Raw genomic sequence first — 20,515 nt, 5'->3', positions numbered from 1 at the left:
CCTTTCGTCAGTGGGTCACGGAGCGATCCAGCTCGGCGAGGATGAGGGGGAAGACGTCCTGGTGCGCGCGCTTGCCCATGAAGACGTCCAGGTGGCCGTAGCCCGGCAGCAGGTGCAGCGCGTGCCGGCCCGGGTGGAAGTGCTCCAGGTGTTCGTAGGTGCGGCGCTGGCTCTCCGCGAGGAAGCAGTGGTTCTCCTCTCCCGCGAAGAAGACGAAGCGCGCATCGGTTTGGGGTTCGCGCTCGCCCAGGTCCTCCGGCAGCGCGCGGAAGCCCTCCACCGGCACCAGGTGGCCCGCGCGCACGCACGCGTCCATCTGGCGGAAGAAGCTGAAGGGCACCGGGCCGAACTCGTGCTGGAGCCAGTCGTGCGTCTGGGCGTTCAGGTTCTCGTGCCGCCACAGCACCGGGAAGCCCGTGCCGTAGGTGAAGCTCGTCCAGCGGCAGACCAGGTTCTCGCACTCGTGATGCGTCGCCTGCACCACGCGCGTCAGCATCCGCGCCGTGCGCGTGGGGCCGCCGTAGGCCCACTGCGGATCCAGGAACGGCGTCAGCTGCGCCACCAGCGGGACGGCGTAATGCAGCTTCAGCTTCGCGGTCGCGGACACCCTCGGGTGCAGCGACACGGCGTTGCTGACGATGAGGTCCACCTCCGGCAAGAGCCCCGCCACCGCTGCCATGGAGAAGCTGGTGGAGCCCTGGCAGTGGATGATGGCCTTGAGCTTGTCCGCCCCCGTCTTCTCCCTCACGGTGCGGATGGCGGGCGGGTGGTCCAGGACGGCCGCCTGATCCAGCGTCCACTCGCCCGGCTCCACGTCGATGCTGGCGCGCCAGTTCTCCAGCCACACGTCGTAGCCGTCTTCAATCAGCGCATCGACCAGCGTCTGGCGGACCGGCGCGCGGAAGATGTTCCCGCGCACCCCGGCCCCGTGCACCAGCACCACCGGCCCCTTGTCTGGCTTCTCGACGCCGCGCAGGTGCACCAGGTGCAGCGCGCGGCCGTCGCCCGCGAGGAAGGGCACGATCTCCTCGGAGTAGCGCGGCGCATGAATGGTTTCCGCGGACATGACGACGTCCCCCCACACCGCAAACGTTGGGCGGTGCGAAGGGTGCGACAACCGGCGTGCAACCCCCTGCAGGACCGCGCCCTCCCCGCCTGACAGGGACCATGGGCAACGGCGCGGCGCCCCCCTGTCACGCCGCCCGCGTCAGCCCTCGCGGTGCTATGCGTGCGGCATGAACGCGGACACGGGCTGGAGCGACTACGAGGGCGGCGTGACGCTCGGAGGCATGGGCAGCCAGGGTGGCACCATCGTGCGGGACGAGGGCTTCCGCGACCTCTTGCGCCTCACCTACGAAGCGGATGACTCGCGCTCCTTCCACGTCGTTACCTGCGGCATCTCCGGCTGGCTCCTGCATCCGCGCTTCTTCGACAACGCGGCGGACGCGCTCCACGCCTTCGAGTCCATGAAGCCCGCGCTGGAGGAACTGGGAGCGACGCTTCCGGAGGGCGGGCCGAAGTCCCCGGCGGACGGACGGGCAGCGGGTCCACTGCTCGCAGCCTTCCGCGTGCGCTTCTCCTGAGTCGCGCTCGTTCCGCGCAAGGTTTGCTTAAGGTCCACCCGCGATAACCCGGTTCGCCGTCCGGTCAGCCCGGACGGCCCCGCGAGCGGCCCCCCGCCGCTCCTGGCTCCCGAGCTCCCGGAGGAACCCCGGATGAAGAGCGAATCCCCTCAGGACCTTCCCCCCAAGGTCATCACGCGCCGGAGCATCCTGCGCGGCATTGGCCTGTCGCTGGCCGCGGTTCCCGTGGCGAGATTGCTCATCGCCTGCGGTGGCGACGACACGACCGGCGGCGACACCAACACCAGCGCCGACGCGGGCACGGTGGACCCGGGTTTCTGGGCCACGGGCGGCACCGCGGCGATGACGGCCGCCGCCGCGTATCCGGATCCGTTCGCCTCCGGCATCGGCACCGTGTGCAACCTCACCTGCGAGGCCACGCTGGGCCCCTGCTACGCGACCACGGTGGACCGCAAGGACATCAGCGAGGGCCATGACGGCCTGCCGGTGCGCCTGGCCTTCCTCGTCGTGGACGCGTCCTGCAAGCCCATCCCGAACGCCACGGTGGACATCTGGCACGCCGCGCCGGAAGGCCTGTACTCCGGCGAGGACGCGAGTGACTTCTGCACCTCCGGTGACGCCACGGCCCGGGCGGCGCGGTGGTTCCGCGGCGTGCAGACCACGGACGCCAACGGGCGCGTGGACTTCGACACGTGCTTCCCCGGTTGGTACAGCAGCCGCACCATCCACATCCACTTCACGGTGCGGGTGAACGGCCAGGAGTTCGTCACGTCGCAGCTGTTCTTCGACGACACGACGAGCGACGACATCGTCGGGAACCAGCCGCTCTACAACACGCGCGGTGCCCGCGACACGACCAACTCCAACGACACGGTCATCTCCGCGGACTCCGTGGGCGACTACCTCTTCGCCACCCAGCGCATGGCGGACGGCGCGATGCTGGCGTCCAAGACGTTGATCATCCGCTCCTCGCTGGACAGCGCGTCCTGCGCCGTGCCGGGCGGCAGCGGTGGCGGTGGTGGACCTGGAGGTCCCCCGCCGGGCGGCGACGGTGGCATGGGTCCCCCGCCTGGCTGGGATGGTGGCATGGGGCCTCCGCCCCCGGGCTTCGACGGCGGCATGCCCTGAACTAGGGTGAGCCGCGCCGCCTCGGAGTCCTCTGGGGTGGCGGGTTCCGAAGGGAGGCATGGCGCATGGGCGACCGCATCCTGCTGGTGGAGGATGACGACCCGCTCGGGTCCCAGATTGTCGGGCACCTGCGCGGCGCGGGCTTCGAGCCCGTGTGGTGGCGCGAGGGCCGGCTGCTGGTGGCCGGCGACCTGCCGGACGTGAGCCTCGTGGTGTTGGACCTGATGCTGCCCGGCACCTACGGCCTGGACATGCTCAAGGCGCTGCGGACCTTCTCGGAGGTTCCGGTGCTCATCTTGAGCGCGCGCAATGACACGCTGGACAAGGTCCGCGCGCTGAAGCTGGGCGCGGACGACTACATGACCAAGCCCTTCTGGCCGGAGGAGCTGGTGGAGCGCGTGCGCGCGCGCCTGCGCCGCCCCACCTTGCAGAAAGAGCAGGTGGTGGTGGAGGTGGGCCCGCTGCGCATCGACCTGCAGGGGCACACGGTCCAGGTGCAGGGGCGGCCGGTGGAGCTCACGCGCGTGGAGTTCGGATTGCTGGCGGCGCTGGCGCGGAGGCCGCAGGAGGCGGTGACGCGGCAGTGGCTGGTGGAGCACGTGTTGGATCCAGAGCGTGAGGGCACGGAGCGCACGCTGGACGTCCACGTGTCGCGGCTGCGACGCAAGCTGGGCCCGGTGAAGTGCGTGGAGACGGTGTGGGGCGTGGGCTACCGCCTGGTGCCCGGGGAGGATGCGTGAAGCTGCGGCTGCGGCTGGCACTCACGGCGGTGGCGGTGACGGTGCCCGCGGTGTTCGCCCTGGTGCAGGTGGAGCACTCGGTGCGCCGCCGCACGACGGACGAAGTCATCATCGAAACCACGCTGTCGCAGATGCAGTCCGGAGGCCGCGAGCGCTGCGAGGCCGCACCCGACACCTGGATGGTCCGCTCCCGTTCGCAGCGTCCGCCCTGGGAGCGCGAGGGCCTGCCGTCGGACGCGCCCAGGCCCAACGACGAAGGCCCGCCCAGGGGCCCCATGGGCCGGCGGCTGCCACCGGTGAACCTCTATCCGTTCGACGGTCAGTTCGTTTCGCGGAATCCGCAGGCTCCGGCGGTGGACGACGAGCTGCGCCAGGGCGTGAGGGACGACGGCGTGGGCGTGCGCCGTTACTCCAAGGATGACGGCGCGCTGGTGCAGGACCTGTTGTTGCGCATGCCCTGGAATGGAGGGCCCTGCGAGTACGTGCTCGCGCGTCGCGTGGAGCCCCCGGGGTCGCCGGAGGTGGGGCTGCCGCCGCTGTACGTCTGGGGTGTGCCCACGTTGATCCTCCTGTCCGCGATGGTGGTGGCGCTGGGGCCGGTGGTGCAGCGCCTGCGCCGGCTGACGGAGGAGGTGCGCGCGTCTTCAGGCAGCGGCTACGAGCAGCCGGTGACGGTGAACGGCAGCGACGAGATCGCGGAGCTGGCCAGGGCCTTCCAGCAGGCGCGAGCGGAGATCCAGGCGCGGATGGCGCACCAGCAGGCGCGCGAGCAGACGCTGCGGGACTTCCTGGCGAACACGACGCACGACGTGATGACGCCGCTCACGGTGTTGCAGGGACACCTGGCCGCAATGCAGCAGCGGATGCGCGAGGGCCAGCCGCAGGAGCCGGGCCTGATGTTGTCCGCGATGAGCGAGGCGCACTACATGGCCTCGCTGGTGCACAACCTGGGAGCAGCGGCGAGGCTGGAGGCAGGAGCGCCGCAGGTGCAGCACGCGCCGGTGGACCTGAACGCGTTGGTGTCGCGAGTGCTGGGCCGGCACCAGCCCATCGCGAGGCCGCAGCGCATCGCGCTGGAAAGCGGAGTCCCAGCGACGCCCACGTGGGTGATGGGAGACGAGACGTTGCTGGAGCAGGCGGTGAGCAACGTGGTGCTCAACGGCATCCGCTACGGGCGGGAGGACGGCCACGTGGCGGTGGTCTTGGAGACAACGCGCCAGCAGACCTTCAGCCTGCGAGTCATCGACGACGGACCGGGCATCTCCGAGGAAGAGCGTTCCAGGATTCTCGAGCGCCGCTTCCGGGGCAACGCGGCTCGAACAAGGGAGCCGCAGGGACAGGGCCTGGGCCTGCACATCGTGCACAACGTGGTGGAGCTGCACGGCTGGAAGATGACCCTGGCGCCGTCGGAGTACGGAGGCCTGGAGGTCGCCTTCACCGGCCCGCTGATGCCGCCGCCGGGATGAAAGAAGCCACGCCCAGCCCACGTTCCAACCTGCGCAACGGCCCCACCGTGTCCGCCCTGACGCAGGGCGGACACAGTCCAGCTCCCCCTCCCCCTGGCCGGACCACGAGCTGGACGCGCTCCGGCTTCCGTCCCCCAGAAACCCGCTACCGCGTCGCGGCCTTGCGCATGGGCGTCCGCGCCTTCGCGGTCCGGTGCACCCGAGCCTTCACCGCCGGAATGCGCCGGGGCTTGTGCGCCCGCGCCTTCACTGGCCCCCGGCGCGCGTAGCCCGCGGGCTGCATCGCCTTCTTCGCCGGGACCGCCTTCTTGCGCGGCGCCGTGGCGCGCACCGCCGGACGCATCGCCTTCTTCGCCGCCGGCCGCTTGCGCATCACCGGCCTCGCCTTGCGCGCCGGCGCCGTCCGCCGCAGCTGCGACTCGAAGCGCGACAGCGCCGTGCGCAGCAGCGCCGCCTTGCGCCGCGTGTCCATGCCCCCACCCATCACGCGCCTTCCCATGGGGACGCGCATGGCCTCACGGCGGAGGCGGTGCGCAAGCTTCTCGTACTGGACCACCATGCCGCGCGCGCGCCGCACCATCCCCATCAGCTCGCGCCGCGACAGCTCCATCAGGTTGCGCGGCGCACTGGCCAACACCAGCCGCATCTCCCGCGCGCTCATCAACGCCGTTCCCGACTCCCGCATCTTGCGCATGTCCGCCCCCTCCCTCGGGTTCGCCAAACAGTCGCAAGGTTTGGGCCCCGCCCATTGACGGCAAGGCGGACGCGGGCCGTGCCTGCTCCACCGCCCATCCCCGCGGAACAGGAGCGGTGTCCTGCACTCAGCCGGACGCGCTCACCGGCCGCGCTTCCAGGAGCACCGCCAGCTTCTCCAACGCCAGCCGCGCACGCGTCTTCACCGTGCCCAGCGGCTGTCCCGTCCTCTGCGCAATCTCACTCTGGGACCACCCATCGAAGTACGCGAGCAGCACCACCTCGCGCTGCTCCGGCGGCAACTGCGCCATCGCCGCGCGCACCCGCGCCTGTTCCTGCGCCTGGGAGGCCGCGTCGTCCGGCGACGGCGGCGTCGCGCTCACCGGCGGCGGCTGCTGCGCCACCCCGTCCACCATCCGCGACACCGTCCCCAACGAACGCAACCGATCAATGGCCCGCGTGCGCGCGATGGTCGTGACCCACGTCTCCAGTCCACCTCGCGCGGGGTCGAACTCGCGCGCGCGCCGCCAGACCTCCAGGAAGGTCTCCTGCAGCACCTCCTCCGCGTCCGCGCGCGTGGGCAGCAGCCGCACCGCGATGGCGAAGGCCCGCGCCGAACACCGCGCGTAGACGCCCCGCATGGCCGCCGCGTCGCCGAGCGCCACCTGCTTCAGCAGGTCGCGGTCGGCCGACAGGTCACTCGCTTGCTGAGCAGCGGAGTCGTTGGGCGCCATGTTCGTCCCGGATACCGCAACCGGAGGGGCGGATCCCAGCTTCAACTATCGGAAGGCATCCACCCAGCCCCTCGGGGTGGGCGACCGCTCCCTCCGTTCCTAACGTTGACAGGCCAACGCGACCGGGCGGCCTCCATCTTCAATCAACAACACCCGCGCAATGCCGCCTGGAGCCACTGACTCAGAGTCCTATAAGGGGCCGCCAGCCGATATGACCGAACGACTCGGAAGCGTGTTCATCGAGAACGTCCAGCCGGAGCTGGACGCGGGGCGCTACGCCATCAAGCGTGTCGCCGGGGAGAGCCTCACCGTCCGCGCGGACATCTTCAAGGAAGGCCACGACGTGCTCGTGGCCGTCGCGCGCTGGCGCCAGGTCACCCCCGCCGCCCAGAAGACGGATTGGGCGGAGGTCCCTCTCACCTTCAAGAACAACGACGCCTGGGAAGGCTCCATCCCGCTCGCCCGCAACGGCCGCTACGAATTCACGATTGAAGCCTGGCCGGATCTCTTCCGCACCTGGGCGCATGAGCTGAAGCGCAAGGTGGACGCCGGGCGCGACGTGAAGAGCGAGCTGTTGGAAGGCGCCGCGCTCCTGGAGGGCGCCGCCTCGCGTGCGAAGGGCAAGTCCGCGGAGGACCATCGGGTGCTCGCGGAAGCCGGAGCCCGCCTGCGCACGCCGCCCACGCCGGACCACCTCCTCGCCGCGCTGTCCCCCGACCTGGCGGACGCGGCGTCACGCCACCCGGACCGCACGCTTGCCTGCAAGTACGACAAGGTGCTGGAGGTGTTCGCGGACCGGGAGAAGGCGCGCAACGCCGCCTGGTACGAGTTCTTCCCCCGCTCCGCGAAGCGCGACGGCAAGACGCACGGCACCTTCAAGGACGCGCAGGCCTGGCTGCCCTACGTGCAGAAGCTCGGCTTCGACACCGTCTACCTTCCGCCCATCCACCCCATTGGCCGCACCGCGCGCAAGGGCAAGAACAACAGCCTGCGCGCGGAAGCCGGTGACGTGGGCAGCCCGTGGGCCATTGGCGCCGCGGAGGGCGGACACAAGGCCGTGCACCCGGAGCTGGGCACGCTCGCGGACTTCCACGCGTTCGTGGACGCGGCGAAGGCGCACGGCATCGAAGTGGCGCTGGACCTGGCCTTCCAGTGCTCGCCGGACCACCCGTACGTGAAGGAGCATCCGGAGTGGTTCCAGCACCGCCCGGACGGCACCATCAAGACGGCGGAGAACCCGCCCAAGCGCTACGAGGACATCGTCAACTTCGACTGGATGGGCCCCGCGCGTGACGCCCTCTGGAAGGAGTTGAGGTCCGTCGTCCTGCACTGGGTGGACAACGGCGTGCGGACCTTCCGCGTGGACAACCCGCACACCAAGCCCATGCAGTTCTGGCACTGGCTCATCCGCGAGGTGCAGGACCTGCACCCGGACGTGCTCTTCCTGTCGGAGGCCTTCACCCGCCCCAAGGTGATGAAGGCCCTGGGCAAGGTGGGCTTCACCCAGTCGTACACGTACTTCACCTGGCGCCTCTTCAAGGACGAGCTGCGCACGTACCTGGAGGAGATCACCAGCCCGCCCGTGTCGGACTACTTCCGCGGCAACCTCTGGCCCAACACGCCGGACATCCTCCCGGAGAACCTCCAGAACGCGGGCCCCGGTGCCTTCCGCCTGCGCGTGGCGCTGGCCGCCACGCTGTCGTCGGTGTGGGGCATGTACTCCGGCTACGAGCTGTGCGAGGGCCGTCCGGTGCCGGGCAAGGAGGAGTACCTGGACTCGGAGAAGTACCAGCTCGTCGCTTGGGACTGGGACAAGCCGGGCAACATCTCCGGGTGGATTGCGAAGCTCAACGCCGTCCGCAAGGCGCACCCCGCGCTCCAGCAGTACCAGGGCCTGCGCTTCTTCGAGTCCGACAACGACCGCGTCGTCTTCTACGGCAAGCGTTCGCCGGACGGCCTCAGCACGGTGCTGGTGGCGGTGAGCCTGGATCCGTACGCACCCCAGGAGGCCCTGCTCCACGTGCCCATGGAGTGGCTGGGCGTCAACGCGGAGGAGACCTACCAGGTGCACGAGCTGATGGCCGACCAGCGCTCGCTCTGGCAGGGCCCGGACGTGCAGGTGCGCCTGACGCCTGAACAGCCCGCGGCCATCTGGGCCGTCTACCGCTACCGCCGCACCGAACAAGCCTTCGACTACTTCGAGTGACCCCTTCCGAGAGGCGTATGGACCTGGATCCGCTTTGGTACAAAAAAGCGCTCATCTACGAGCTGCACATCCGCGCATTCCACGACTCCAATGGGGACGGGCACGGGGACATCCCCGGCCTGATTGAGAAGCTGCCGTACCTCCAGGACCTGGGCGTGGACTGTCTGTGGCTCCTGCCGCACTACCCGTCACCGCTGCGCGATGACGGTTACGACATCGCGGACTACTACGGCATCCACCCGGACTACGGCACGCTGGCGGACTTCCAGCGGCTGGTGGAAGAGGCGCACAAGCGCGGGCTGCGCATCATCATCGAGCTGGTGGTCAACCACACCAGCGACCAGCACCCCTGGTTCCAGGAGGCGCGGCGCGACCCCAAGAGCCCCAAGCGCAACTGGTACGTCTGGAGCGACACGGACGAGTCCTACAAGGGCGCGCGCATCATCTTCACCGACACGGAGCGCTCCAACTGGACGTGGGATCCGGTGGCCAAGCAGTACTTCTGGCACCGCTTCTTCAGCCACCAGCCGGACCTGAACTACGACAACCCCGAAGTGCAGGAAGCCATGCTGGACGTCATGCGCTTCTGGCTCAACATGGGCGTGGACGGGTTCCGCTGCGACGCCGTGCCCTACCTCTTCGAGCGCGAGGGCACCAACTGCGAGAACCTCCCGGAGACGCACGCGTTCCTGAAGCGCCTGCGCAAGACGATCGACTCCGAGTACCAGGGCAAGGTGCTGCTCGCGGAGGCCAACCAGTGGCCCGCCGACGTGCGCGTGTACTTTGGCGAGGGCGACGAGTTCCACATGGGCTTCCACTTCCCGGTGATGCCCCGCCTGTTCATGGCGGTGCGCCGCGAGGACCGCACGCCCATCGTGGAAATCATGCAGCAGACGCCGGACATCCCGGACACCTGCCAGTGGGCCATCTTCCTGCGCAACCACGATGAGCTGACGCTGGAGATGGTGACGGACGAGGACCGGGACTACATGTACCGGGAGTACGCCACCGACCCGCGCATGCGCATCAACCTGGGCATCCGCCGCCGCCTGGCGCCGCTGATGGACAACGGGCGCCGGCGCATCGAGCTGATGCACAGCCTGCTGTTCACCCTGCCCGGCACGCCGGTCCTCTACTACGGGGACGAAATCGGCATGGGCGACAACATCTACCTGGGCGACCGCAACGGCGTGCGCACGCCCATGCAGTGGACCGGTGACCGCAACGCGGGCTTCAGCCGCGCGGACTACGCGCGCCTCTTCGCGCCCGTCATCGCGGACCCCGTCTACGGCTACCAGTCCATCAACGTGGAGGCCCAGGAGCGGCAGAAGTCCAGCCTGCTCCAGTGGGTGAAGCGGATGATCCGCATCCGCCAGCGCTACCCCGTGTTCGCCATGGGGACGCTGAAGTTCCTCGCCACGGAGAACCGCAAGGTGCTGGCCTTCGTGCGTGAGTGGGAGGGCCAGACGGTGCTCGTCGTCTGCAACCTGTCCCGCTTCGCGCAGCCGGGCGTGCTGGACCTGCGCGAGTTCGCCGGCAACGTCCCCGTGGAGTTGATTGGAGAGACCGCGTTCCCCCGTATCAGCGACCTGCCCTATCAGCTGTCGATGGGGCCCTACATGTTCCTCTGGTTCCGGTTGGACAAGCCGCTGCCGGCGAAGGAGTAACCCCGCGTGACGCCCCTGGACCTGACCAAGCTGCCTGATTTTCTCAAGAACCAGCGGTGGTTCGCTGGCAAGGCCTGGCCCATCAAGAGCGTCAGCGTGGCGGACCACGTGACCATGGAACTGGGCACGTGTTCCTTCACCCTGGCCATCATCGAAGTCGCCTACGAACTGGGCCAGCCGGAGCGCTACCAGCTCCAGGCCCGGCAGACGCAGGACGGATTGGTCAGTGCCCTGGAGGACGACGACTGCGTGCGCGCCGTCTTCAACCTGGCCCGCGAGGGCCGGGTGGTGTCGTCCGGCTCCGGCCGCGTCGTGGGGGAATGGATCGCCTCCACCGACAGCGGCGTGGCGCTGCCGGATCCGCTCTCCGTGCGCCGGCTCAACGTGGAGCAGAGCAACACGTCGCTGGTGCTGGGCGAGCGGGTCATCATCAAGGTCATCCGCAAGCTCGAGGCGGGCGTGAACCCCGAGTACGAGGTGGGCCGCTTCCTCGCGACGAAGACGAACTTCCGCGCGACGCCGCAGCTCGTCGGCGCGCTGAACCTGGAGGGCCCCGCGGGCGCGACGCTCGCGGTGGCGCACCGCTTCGTGCCGGACGCCGTGGACGGATGGAAGTACACGCTGGAGCGGCTGCGCCAGGAGAAGGCGCTCTCCGACCGCTTCCTCGGGGAGATGCGGGAGCTGGGCGCGCGCCTGGGAGACCTGCACAAGGCCTTCGCCTCCGCGGGACCGGAGGACCTGTCCTTCTCCCCGGAGCCGCTGCTCCAGGAGGACCTGCAGCGCTGGAGCGCGTCCATCGTGGGCGAGCTGGGTGTGACGCTGGCGGACGCCGGGCGGCTGCACGCGGACCTGGAGGGCCGGCGCGAGGGACTCATCGCGTACGCGAAGAAGCTGGCGCACGTGGCGCCCTCCGGCCAGAAGATCCGCATCCACGGCGACCTGCACCTGGGCCAGGTGCTGCGCTCGGAGAACCAGTGGCTGTTCTTCGACTTCGAGGGTGAGCCGTCCCGTTCCTTCACCGCGCGCCGGGAGAAGTACAGCGCGCTGCGCGACGTGGCGGGGATGATCCGCTCCTTCGACTACGCGGAGGCCACCGTGTCGCTGGAGGGCGGCCAGCCGCGCGGGCGCGTGGGCCCCACCCGCGACGCGTTCCTGGAGGGCTACCGCCAGGCGACGCGCGGGGCGGCCTTCCTGCCTGAGACCGATGAAGCCTTTGACGTGATGCTGCGCGCCTTCGAGCTGGAGAAGCTGTTGTACGAGGTGCGCTACGAACTCGCCAACCGGCCGGACTGGGTGCGAATCCCCGTCGAGGCCCTGTTGCGGATGGAGGATGCCCAGTGAAGAAGCCGGCGGACAGAGCACAGGTGGACGCGGAGCTGCAGCGCGTGGTGGAGCTGCGCCATCCGGAGCCCCACTCCATGCTGGGTGTCCACCCGGACGGCGACGCGGTGGTGGTGCGCGCCTACCGCCCGGAGGCCGTGGCCATCCACGTCCTGCCGGAGTTCGGGGGCAAGGTGCCCATGGTGCACCGCACCGGCGGCGTCTTCGAGGCGCGCATCAACGGCCGCACGGAGCCCTTCAGCTACCTGCTGGAGGTGGAGTACCCGGGCAAGAAGGTCTTCACGCTGCGCGACCCGTACAGCTTCCTGCCCACCATTGGTGAGATGGACCTGTACTTCGCCGGCGAGGGCCGCCACGAGCGGCTCTGGGAGCGCATGGGCGCGCACCTCATCCACCACAACGGCGTGAAGGGCACGTCGTTCGCCGTCTGGGCTCCCACCGCCCGGGGCGTGTCCGTGGTGGGCGACTTCAACGGCTGGGACGGGCGCCTGCACGCCATGCGGCGCATGGGCTCCTCCGGCATCTGGGAGCTGTTCGTCCCGGAGGTCGGCGAGGGCGCCCGCTACAAGTTCGAGATCCGGCCCGGCCACGGCGGCGGCGCGCTGCTCAAGGCGGACCCCTTCGCCTTCCGCACGGAGACGCCGCCCGCGACCGCGTCGGTGGTGCACGACCTGCAGCGCTACGCGTGGGGCGACAGCGCGTGGCTGGAGGCGCGCGAGAAGCACGTGGACGCGGCCCACCACCCGTGGAGCGTCTACGAGGTGCACCTGGGCAGCTGGCGCCGCGTGGTGGAGGACGGCGACCGGCCCATGACGTACCGGGAGCTGGCGCCGGAGCTGTCGCGCTACGTGAAGGAGACGGGCTTCACGCACGTGGAGCTCTTGCCCGTGTCGGAGCACCCGTACGGCGGTTCCTGGGGCTACCAGGTCGGCGGCTACTACGCGCCCACGTCGCGCTTCGGCCACCCGGACGACTTCCGCTACCTGGTGGACTACCTGCACCAGGAGGGCATCGGCATCATCGTGGACTGGGTGCCGGGACACTTCCCGCGCGACAGCCACGCGCTGGGCAACTTCGACGGCACGTCCCTCTACGAGCACGCGGACCCTCGCAAGGGCGCGCAGCCGGACTGGGGCACGCTCGTCTTCAACTTCGGCCGCAACGAGGTGCGCAACTTCCTCATCGCCAACGCGCTGTTCTGGCTGGAGGAGTACCACATCGACGGGCTGCGCGTGGACGCGGTCGCCTCCATGCTCTACCTGGACTACAGCCGCAAGCAGGGCGAGTGGATCCCCAACCGCTGGGGCGGCCGTGAGAACGAAGAGGCCATCCAGTTCCTGCGCGAGCTCAACGACACCGTGCGCCGCAAGCACCCGGGCGTGGTCGTCATCGCGGAGGAGTCCACCGCGTGGCCCAAGGTGAGCCAGCCCGTCAGCGAGGGCGGCCTGGGCTTCCACTTCAAGTGGAACATGGGCTGGATGCACGACACGCTGTCGTACTTCTCCAAGGACGCCGTCTACCGGCAGTACCACCACAACCAGCTCACCTTCGGCCTGCTGTACGCGTTCAGCGAGCACTTCATGCTGCCGCTCAGCCACGACGAGGTGGTGCACGGCAAGGGCAGCCTCTACGGGCGCATGCCGGGCGATGCATGGCAGAAGCGCGCCAACCTGCGCGCGCTGTTCGCGTGGATGTGGGCCCACCCGGGCAAGAAGCTGCTCTTCATGGGCGGTGAGTTCGGCCAGCCGGCGGAGTGGAACCACGACAAGAGCCTGGACTGGCACCTGCTCCACGACCCGGGCCACAAGGGCATCCAGAAGCTGGTGGGCGACCTGAACCGCATCTACCGCGACCTGCCCGCGCTCCACGACTCCGACAGCGAGCCGGTGGGCTTCCAGTGGCTGCAGCCGGACGCATCCGCGGCGAACGTGCTGGCCTTCGTGCGCCGCTCGCGCACGCCCGGCCGGCACGTGGTGTGCGTGGCCAACATGTCGCCGGTGCCGCGCGAGGATTATCGCGTGGGCTTCCCGCTCCACGGCCGTTATGTGGAGTTGGTCAACACCGACGCCGGGGAGTACGGCGGCAGCGGGCTGGGCAACCGGGGCCAGGTGCACACGGAGCCCACGGGCTGGGATGGCCAGCCGGCCTCCGCGACGCTCACCCTGCCCCCGCTGTCGGTGGTGTGGTTCACGCCGGGGTAGACGGCCCTGGCCTCACCGGAAGGACCGAGGCATGGCGGCGAAGCGGAAGCTGGGAGCAACGGGCCTGGACGTGTTCCCGCTGTGTCTGGGCGGGAACGTCTTCGGCTGGACGGCGGACGAGGCGACCTCGTTCGCCGTGCTGGATGCCTTCGTCGAAGGCGGCGGGAACTTCGTGGACACCGCGGACGTGTACTCGCGGTGGATCCCCGGCCACGTGGGCGGCGAGTCCGAGGTGGTGCTGGGCCGGTGGATTGCCTCGCGCAAGGCGAAGGACCGCCTGGTGGTGGCCACGAAGGTCGGCGCGGAGACGGCGCTGGGCAAGGGCCTCACGCGCGAGCACATCGAGAAGAGCGTGGATGCGTCCCTGCGCCGCCTGGGCGTGGAGCGCATCGACCTGTACTACGCGCACTATGACGACCCGAACACGCCCTTCGAGGAGACGCTCCGCGCCTTCGACGCGCTGGTGAAGGCAGGCAAGGTGAAGGCGCTGGGCCTGAGCAACCACTCGGCGGAGCGCGCGCAGGAAGCGCTGGACACGCAGAAGCGGCTGGGGCTCACGCGCTACCAGGTGATTCAACCGGAGTACAACCTGGTGGAGCGCCCGAAGTTCGAGGGTCCCCTCCAGCAGGTGTGTGAGAAGGAAGGGCTCGCGGTGGCCCCCTACTTCGGGCTCGCCGCGGGCTTCCTCACCGGCAAGTACCAGGAGGGGCAGCCGGCACCGGCCTCACCGCGCGCGGGCAACGTGCTCAAGAAGTACGGCAACGCGCAGGGCTGGGGTGTCGTCGCCGCGCTGAAGAAGGTGGCGGAGCGCCGGGGTGCCACGGCTTCGCAGGTGGCGCTCGCGTGGCTTGAGACACGGCCCACGGTGGTGACGCCCATCGCCAGCGCCACGTCCGTGCCGCAGGTGAAGGAGCTGCTCGGGGCCTTCTCCCTGAAGCTGGAAGCGGACGACCTGCGCGAGCTGGACAGCGCGTCGTCGAAGTAGCGCCCGCTAGCCCTCATCCGTGACGAGCACGGTCTTCAGCTGCGCGAGGACCGGCTCCGGCACGTCGATGAAGGACAGGCCCACCTCGAAGCGGGCCACGGCGTCCTTCGGTAACTTGATGGCCCAGACGATGCGCGCGGTACATTCCAGCGAGCTGCCGTCCGGAAGGAACAGCTCCAGATCCAAACGCGAGCCCACGTCCTGGGGCTCGTCGGAGTAGATGCGCGCGCCTCCAAGGCTGACGTCGAGCACCTGCTTCTTGTCGCCCACCTTCATTCGCGCGGGACGCGAATAGAGGGGCGCATGGATGCGGGGGAAGGCTCGACGGTCGATATTGGAGGTCATCTGGAGTGTCACGTTCCGCCATCCTAGCGTGCCTGTCACGAAACGGCATATCGCCCTCCCAGGCGAGGAGGTGACCCGTGGGGTCGGGCCAGCCCTACCCGTGAGTTCCGCCCGCCCCGTCGAGCTCCGGTGCGTCTCGCGCCAGCTCGTCACAGATGAGCGTCTGGATGCGGAAGGCCAGCCGCGCCTCCTGGACCACTTCCTGGGCCTCGCCCTCCGTCAGCGGAACCTCGTCCAGCCGGGCCGCCAGCCGCGTCTTGAAGGCGAGCAGTTCGCTGGCGGACACCGCGTTGTAGAAGGCCGTGCCCCGGCCGTTCTCCAGCTCGAACCCGCGGGCGATGAGCTCCGAGCGCTGGGGCGCGGTGAAGAGGTCCTGCACGATGCGCGCGTAGGCATGGGCGATGAGCAGGTGCGGGGCCTCCGCCGCCACCTCGTGGATGCGCTCGGCGTGCAGCCGCGTCTCCGCGCAGGCGAAGGGCTTCGTGCGCGTGTCGCCGCAGAACCAGTCCAGGTCCGCCACCAGCGCGGAGGCCCGCCGCAGCTCCGGCAGCCGCAGCACCCGCGTGAGCGGGCCGTCCTTCAGCCCCGGCAGCACGGACTCCAGCGCCTCGTAGACGACGTGCAGCTGGCGCAGGTGGTTCACGTAGTGGCGCGCCCGCACGAACTGGCCATAGACGCCGCCGTTCCACGAGCCGTGGAAGAGCGCCTCCAGGAAGGTGGACTGCTCCGCCTGGCGCCGCGCCATCCCCGTCCCCTCCTCCAGCCTCGGCGACAGCCGCTGGGTGGACGGAAGGCCCGCGGAGGCCGTGGGCGCGGACGGCAGGCGCCGGTCCCTAGCGGAGCGCTCGAAGCCGCCCCAGCGGATCGTGCCCCGGATGCTCACTGCTTCCACCCGCTGGTGGGAGCCCCGTGGGCGGCGGGGGCCGGCTCGGACGCTTCGGCCTCGTGCGGGACCCCCAGCTGCTGGATGGCCTCCACCAGGGTGTGGCCCAGCGCGCGCAGGACGTCCTCTTCCAGGCGCAGGGTCACCGGCCCCACCGCCAGGTGGATGTGCCCACAGCTGCACCGCGTCACTTCGGCGCACGGGCCTCGCGCCAGCACCGCCCTGCAGCATCCCTGACCGAGCATCGCGACCTCCAGATGATTTTGATTATCGAAATCAAAATCATGAAGCCACAACGGCCTTCCGCCGTCAAGCGCGGTCCACGCCGTTCTGTTCCGCGGACCAGCGGCCAACACTTCAAAAACAAACATGAAACATGAATACAAGACATCTGGTTTGCAATTGATTGCAAATGATTGTCTTTGATTGTTTACATGTTTCATCCGGGAGCGACGGCTGCCCTTTTGTTCATGTAGGCACGAGGCTTCGTGTGCACCTCGAAAATGGCTGAAGGTTTGTTCAGGTCCATTCAGGGGTGCCAGGCGCGCATGAAAAACTGGCTGAAGGTTTGTTCAGGTTCCGTTCAGTGCATTGAGGCCCGGATAGCCTGGAATTGCGAGGCGGACGCCGATTAGGAAAAAGGGACCATGCGGCTACCACTCGTGCTGACGACCTTTCTGGGGCTGGCGTGCCTCTCGGCCGGCTGCCGTTCCACCTCCGCGGTCCCCTCCCCCGAAACCCAGGACTCGGGAGTGGTGGACGCGGGCATCACCGACGCGGGCGTGGCCGTGGACGACGCGGGCGTAACGGTGGACGCGGGCCCGCCTCCCGAGTGGACCCTCCAGTCAGCGCCGGTCCAGGTTCCGGAGGGCATGGGAGGCGAACCGTTCGACGTCCCGCGCTCCCTGAACATCCCATCAGGCATGTCCGTGTCGGTCTGGGCGCGGGTGCCGGGCGCGCGCTTCATCGCGTTCTCCCCGGAGGGCACCCTGCTCGTCTCCGTGCCCGGTCAGGGGAAGGTGATGCAGGTGCGCCCTCGCGCGGGTCAGGCCCCGGAGGTGACGCAGTGGGCGGGCAGCCTGGGCCGGCCCCACGACATCGTCTTCCACGAGCGCGACGGGCAGGTGTGGGTATTCATTTCGGAGAAGAACCGCGTCACGCGCTCGCGCTGGACGGCCGGTGAGACGACGCGCGGCACGGCGGAGACGGTGGTGTCGGGACTGCCGGACGCGTCCCTGCCGGAGCTGCACGGCGCCTACGGCCACGAGCTGAAGAACCTCGCCGTGGACTCACAGCACCGCGTGTACGTGGCCATCGCGTCCACCTGCAACGTGTGCCTGAGCGACACCACCAGCGACCCGCTGCGCGGCGCCATCTACCGGTGGGACTGGAGCGGCGGCTCGCGCGAGCTGTTCGCCCGGGGCCTGCGCAACGCGGAGGGCCTGGCGTGGGAGCCGGGCACCGACACGCTGTGGGTGGCGGTCAACAACCGCGACAACACGCCCTACCCCTTCGACGACGGCACCGGGCAGTACGGCCAGGTGATTCCGGAGTACGTGGACAACCACCCGCCGGAGGCCCTCACCTCCGTGCGCCAGGGCGGCCACTACGGCTGGCCCTTCTGCAACTCCAACCCGGACTCCCCCAGTGGCCTGAAGCACATGCCGCTGGACCGGGACTACGACATGAACCCGGACGGCTCCAAGGCGGACTGCGCCGCGCTGGACAGGACGGATCAGGGCATCCAGGCGCACTCGGCGCCGCTGGGCCTGACGTTCTTCGACGACGGGGAGCTGAACCCGGCCTGGAAGCGCGGCGCGCTCGTCGCGTACCACGGCTCCTGGAACCGCACGGAGCGGACCGGCTACAAGGTCACCGCCTTCCCGTGGGACCTCACCACCCACCAGCCCACGGAAGAGGTGGACGTCGTCACCGGCTTCAAGAACCCGGACCTGAGCGTGTGGGGCCGGCCGGTGGACGTGGCCCTGGCGCCGGACAGGGGCTTCATCGTCAGCGACGACTTCGCCGGAGCGCTCTACCGCATTGAACCCACCGCCCGGCCTTGAGCCCGGCGGTGGGACACGGCGCGGCGGGGCGTCAGCGCGTCTCGCCGCGCGCCAGCTTCTCCACGTAGTCCGCGGGCAGCCCCGCGCTCTTCGCGCCGCGCACCAGCGCCTCCACGAAGCGCGGGCTCACCGGCCCGTCCGACGACGCGCGGCGCGGGTTGGTCACGAACGCGGTGGCCTCCACCTCCTGGCCATCCACGCGCACGCGCACCGTGCGCTCCACGCACATGCTGGTGACGAAGCCCTCCTTGTGCTGGACGATGGGCCAGTCCTTGCCCGGGATTTCGAAGAGCCGGCCGTACACGCTCGCGCCCGGCACGTCCGTCAGCCCCGCCACCCGGCCGCCCCACCAGCGCGAGGGGAAGTCGTAGACGAGGTCCACGTCCAGCGCCTCGGCGAGACGGCCTTCCGGCAGCTCGAAGAAGCCGTAGCTGTGCTGGTGCTTCCACTCGTCGAAGGCGGCCCGGTCCAGGATGGTCGAGTACGCGAAGTAGCGCCGGGGCGCGTTCGCGTCCGCCTGCTCGCGCGCCTTCATCACCTGGTCGTAATGCGAATCCATGCGTGTGTCCTCCTGTCGTCGCCTACCGCTCGCCCTTGCGAGCCAGGGCGCCGTCGCGGAACGCGCCCAGCACCCCGCCCACGTCCAGGCGGGACGTCTTGATGAACAGCCGCAGCGCGCGCTCCACGTGCTCGGCCAGCACGGCCATGCGCTCCAGCCGGCGCAGCTTCTCCGGCGGCACGCCGCCCGCGCCTTCCGCCAGCCGGCGCGCCTCGGACAGGTCCGCGCGGATGCGGGTGACGAAGGACGCCTCGCGCTCCTCCACCACGTGCGTCACCATCCGCACCAGGTCCGTCTCCGCCGCGTAGCGCCACACCGTGTCCTGCGGCACGCGCACCCGCTGGATGACGCCCCAGTGCTCCAGGTCGCGCAGCAGCATGGACACGCCGCCCTTGGACAGGTCGAGCTCGCGTTCAATCTCACCGGCCGTCAGCGGCTCTCCGCGCAGGTAGAGCAGCCCCCACACGCGGCCCTGGTTGCGCTTGAAGCCCCAGAACTCGATGACGTTGCCCACCGCCTCCACCGCGATGGCTTCCCACGGCGCCAGCCGTCCGGTCTGCGGAGGCGCGAGGCTCTTCTGGCTCCCGGGATCCCCCCCCGTCCACAGGTAGCCCTTCACGCAGCGCGCCCCTTCACCTGCTGCGCGATGCCTTCGGACAGCCGGTGCGCCCAGCTCATCAGCTCCGCGCCCGCGGCGTCGTGGGCGAAGGGCCCCAGCCTGTCGAGCGCCGCGCCGATTTCGGCGTTCATCTTCTCCATGGACGCCTCCACCGCGCCGGTGGCCTCGATGGCGGCGCCAATCTCCCGGGTGCGCTCCGGGGTGATGACGGAGAACGCCCACGCGTCCTTGAGCTTGCGGCGCAGGGACTCGTCCCGCGACACCGCCAGCAGGATGGGCAGCGACGGCGTGCGCGAGTGCACGTCCGCGTACCGGGGCTTGCCCACGTCCGTGCCCAGGATGTCGCGGATGTCGTCGGCGATCTGGAATGCCACACCCAGGTGCCGGCCAAAGGCGTCGAAGCGCGCCACCGCCTCCGGCTGATCCGCCAGCGTCGCGGCCGCCTTGCCGCACCAGCCGAACAGCGACCCCGTCTTGCCCTCGGCGATGTAGCGCAGCCGCGTGAGCGGCAGGTTCAGGTCGCCGCGCGCCTCCACCTCCGCGATGGCCGCGCGGGTCATCTCCGTGACGATGGCCAGCCCGCTCTGCACCAGGCGCGCGTCCAGCAGCGACAGCCGCGACAGCGCCGTGGACAGGATGAGGTCGCCGCTCATCACCGCGACGATGTTGCCCCAGCGCGCGTTCACCGTCGGGCGGCCCCGGCGGAACATGCCCGCGTCCACCACGTCGTCATGCAGCAGGCTGGCCGAGTGGATCATCTCCGCCGCCACACCCACATCCACCAGACGGGTGGCAGGGACTCCCACCACACCGCCGAACAGGCGGACGAGCATGGGGCGGGCCCGCTTGCCCCCGGCGCCCAGGCACAGGTGACGCGCCGCATCCATCAGCGTATCGCCCTTCACGTCCGGGCCGACGTCGCCATCCGCGAGCAAATCGGTCAGACGCTGCTCCACCTGTCCCAGAAACTCCGTCAGCTCGTGAGCGACATCCATGTGCGCGGTCTCCTTCGGGCGTTCATATAGTTCAAGACCGCGTGAACCGCACCTGAATCCCTTCTGCCCACCAGGCGGGCGGACAGCGCGCTGAAAGCAATGGATTAGGCCGGTTGGTGGCCGGCCGGGCACGGCGGACTCCTTGGAGGTCCGATTGAGGGGGAATGCGCGGCCATGGGAAACGAATCCCAGTGTCCGCCGCCTTTCACCGCCGCCTCGTCCAGAGCTTCGCTTCCCTCGCCACCGGCGTCCCCCTCTTCCGCCCTGGCGCCTCGCTGCCCGGCTCGTCCGCGCCCCTCTTGGG

General features: G+C 69.7%; 19 protein-coding genes. 10 read left to right on the top strand and 9 right to left on the bottom strand.

The features are described 5' to 3' along the window. Window positions 1-7: 7 nt before the first annotated feature. Window positions 8-1,066, bottom strand: coding sequence for an esterase/lipase family protein (locus D7W81_RS16900; protein WP_120556417.1), 1,059 nt, complete (start codon window positions 1,064-1,066; stop codon window positions 8-10). Window positions 1,067-1,235: 169 nt separating this feature from the next. Here D7W81_RS16900 and D7W81_RS16895 point away from each other — a divergent pair, with 169 nt between their 5' ends. From D7W81_RS16895 to D7W81_RS16880, 4 genes are all read left to right on the top strand, one after another. Then, entirely contained in the window at window positions 1,236-1,583 is a 348-nt protein-coding gene (locus tag D7W81_RS16895; protein ID WP_120556416.1) for a hypothetical protein, read from the top strand. A gap of 132 nt (window positions 1,584-1,715) precedes the next feature. After that, window positions 1,716-2,711: a dioxygenase family protein gene (locus D7W81_RS16890; protein ID WP_120556415.1), complete on the top strand. Its 996-nt coding sequence runs from the start codon at window positions 1,716-1,718 to the stop codon at window positions 2,709-2,711. A gap of 65 nt (window positions 2,712-2,776) precedes the next feature. Continuing rightward, on the top strand, window positions 2,777-3,451 hold the full coding sequence (locus tag D7W81_RS16885; RefSeq protein WP_120556414.1) for a response regulator transcription factor: 675 nt from the start codon (window positions 2,777-2,779) through the stop codon (window positions 3,449-3,451). After that, window positions 3,448-4,917 carry a sensor histidine kinase gene (locus D7W81_RS16880; RefSeq protein WP_120556413.1) on the top strand — a complete coding sequence of 490 codons (1,470 nt, stop codon included), beginning with the start codon at window positions 3,448-3,450 and terminating at the stop codon, window positions 4,915-4,917. Before D7W81_RS16885 ends, D7W81_RS16880 begins: the two co-directional genes overlap by 4 nt. Before the next feature lie 145 nt (window positions 4,918-5,062). Here the strand turns inward: D7W81_RS16880 and D7W81_RS16875 are convergent, their stop codons facing one another. Together D7W81_RS16875 and D7W81_RS16870 are read right to left on the bottom strand one after the other, a co-directional pair. Continuing rightward, entirely contained in the window at window positions 5,063-5,611 is a 549-nt protein-coding gene (locus D7W81_RS16875; RefSeq protein ID WP_120556412.1) for a hypothetical protein, read from the bottom strand. Window positions 5,612-5,738: 127 nt separating this feature from the next. Beyond that, window positions 5,739-6,344, bottom strand: a complete 606-nt coding sequence (locus D7W81_RS16870; protein WP_120556411.1) for an RNA polymerase sigma factor — start codon at window positions 6,342-6,344, stop codon at window positions 5,739-5,741. A gap of 211 nt (window positions 6,345-6,555) precedes the next feature. Between D7W81_RS16870 and D7W81_RS16865 the strand changes: the two genes are divergently transcribed. Genes D7W81_RS16865 through D7W81_RS16845 form a run of 5 tightly spaced genes read left to right on the top strand, consistent with a single transcriptional unit; the run spans window position 6,556 to window position 14,744 of the window. Beyond that, a complete protein-coding gene (locus D7W81_RS16865; protein ID WP_120556410.1) occupies window positions 6,556-8,550 on the top strand; it encodes an alpha-1,4-glucan--maltose-1-phosphate maltosyltransferase in 1,995 nt (664 codons plus the stop codon). 17 nt (window positions 8,551-8,567) lie between these two features. Further along, window positions 8,568-10,217 (top strand): maltose alpha-D-glucosyltransferase, encoded by a 1,650-nt coding sequence (gene treS, locus D7W81_RS16860; protein WP_120556409.1) that lies wholly within the window; start codon window positions 8,568-8,570, stop codon window positions 10,215-10,217. Window positions 10,218-10,223: 6 nt separating this feature from the next. Further along, window positions 10,224-11,558: a phosphotransferase gene (locus D7W81_RS16855; RefSeq protein WP_120556408.1), complete on the top strand. Its 1,335-nt coding sequence runs from the start codon at window positions 10,224-10,226 to the stop codon at window positions 11,556-11,558. Continuing rightward, window positions 11,555-13,759 carry a 1,4-alpha-glucan branching protein GlgB gene (gene glgB, locus D7W81_RS16850; protein ID WP_120556407.1) on the top strand — a complete coding sequence of 735 codons (2,205 nt, stop codon included), beginning with the start codon at window positions 11,555-11,557 and terminating at the stop codon, window positions 13,757-13,759. The genes D7W81_RS16855 and glgB overlap by 4 nt, the downstream gene beginning before the upstream one ends. Window positions 13,760-13,790: 31 nt before the next feature. After that, window positions 13,791-14,744 (top strand): aldo/keto reductase, encoded by a 954-nt coding sequence (locus D7W81_RS16845; protein WP_120556406.1) that lies wholly within the window; start codon window positions 13,791-13,793, stop codon window positions 14,742-14,744. A gap of 6 nt (window positions 14,745-14,750) precedes the next feature. Here the strand turns inward: D7W81_RS16845 and D7W81_RS16840 are convergent, their stop codons facing one another. The 3 genes from D7W81_RS16840 to D7W81_RS16830 form a co-directional block, all read right to left on the bottom strand. Further along, window positions 14,751-15,101 carry a PilZ domain-containing protein gene (locus tag D7W81_RS16840; RefSeq protein WP_244227253.1) on the bottom strand — a complete coding sequence of 117 codons (351 nt, stop codon included), beginning with the start codon at window positions 15,099-15,101 and terminating at the stop codon, window positions 14,751-14,753. An 82-nt stretch (window positions 15,102-15,183) separates the two neighbouring features. Then, a complete protein-coding gene (locus tag D7W81_RS16835; RefSeq protein ID WP_120556405.1) occupies window positions 15,184-15,972 on the bottom strand; it encodes a biliverdin-producing heme oxygenase in 789 nt (262 codons plus the stop codon). Continuing rightward, a complete protein-coding gene (locus D7W81_RS16830; protein ID WP_208721334.1) occupies window positions 15,969-16,217 on the bottom strand; it encodes a hypothetical protein in 249 nt (82 codons plus the stop codon). The genes D7W81_RS16835 and D7W81_RS16830 overlap by 4 nt, the downstream gene beginning before the upstream one ends. 402 nt (window positions 16,218-16,619) lie before the next feature. On the opposite strand from D7W81_RS16830, the gene D7W81_RS16825 reads away from it, so the two are divergent. Further along, entirely contained in the window at window positions 16,620-18,038 is a 1,419-nt protein-coding gene (locus D7W81_RS16825; protein WP_147445508.1) for a PQQ-dependent sugar dehydrogenase, read from the top strand. Window positions 18,039-18,069: 31 nt separating this feature from the next. Here D7W81_RS16825 and D7W81_RS16820 read toward each other — a convergent pair whose 3' ends face one another. The 3 genes from D7W81_RS16820 to D7W81_RS16810 are packed head-to-tail and all read right to left on the bottom strand — an operon-like array spanning window position 18,070 to window position 20,211. Beyond that, window positions 18,070-18,597 carry a gamma-glutamylcyclotransferase family protein gene (locus D7W81_RS16820; RefSeq protein WP_120556403.1) on the bottom strand — a complete coding sequence of 176 codons (528 nt, stop codon included), beginning with the start codon at window positions 18,595-18,597 and terminating at the stop codon, window positions 18,070-18,072. A gap of 22 nt (window positions 18,598-18,619) precedes the next feature. Next, window positions 18,620-19,216 (bottom strand): GbsR/MarR family transcriptional regulator, encoded by a 597-nt coding sequence (locus D7W81_RS16815; protein ID WP_120556402.1) that lies wholly within the window; start codon window positions 19,214-19,216, stop codon window positions 18,620-18,622. After that, entirely contained in the window at window positions 19,213-20,211 is a 999-nt protein-coding gene (locus D7W81_RS16810) for a polyprenyl synthetase family protein (protein ID WP_120556401.1), read from the bottom strand. The genes D7W81_RS16815 and D7W81_RS16810 overlap by 4 nt, the downstream gene beginning before the upstream one ends. Between the last annotated feature and the right edge of the window lie 304 nt (window positions 20,212-20,515).

Origin of the sequence: Corallococcus aberystwythensis (genome assembly GCF_003612165.1) — a bacterium.
Classification (GTDB): domain Bacteria; phylum Myxococcota; class Myxococcia; order Myxococcales; family Myxococcaceae; genus Corallococcus; species Corallococcus aberystwythensis.
The sequence above is the reverse complement of the archived record's forward strand: the minus strand, read 5'-3'. Positions and strand labels throughout refer to the sequence as shown.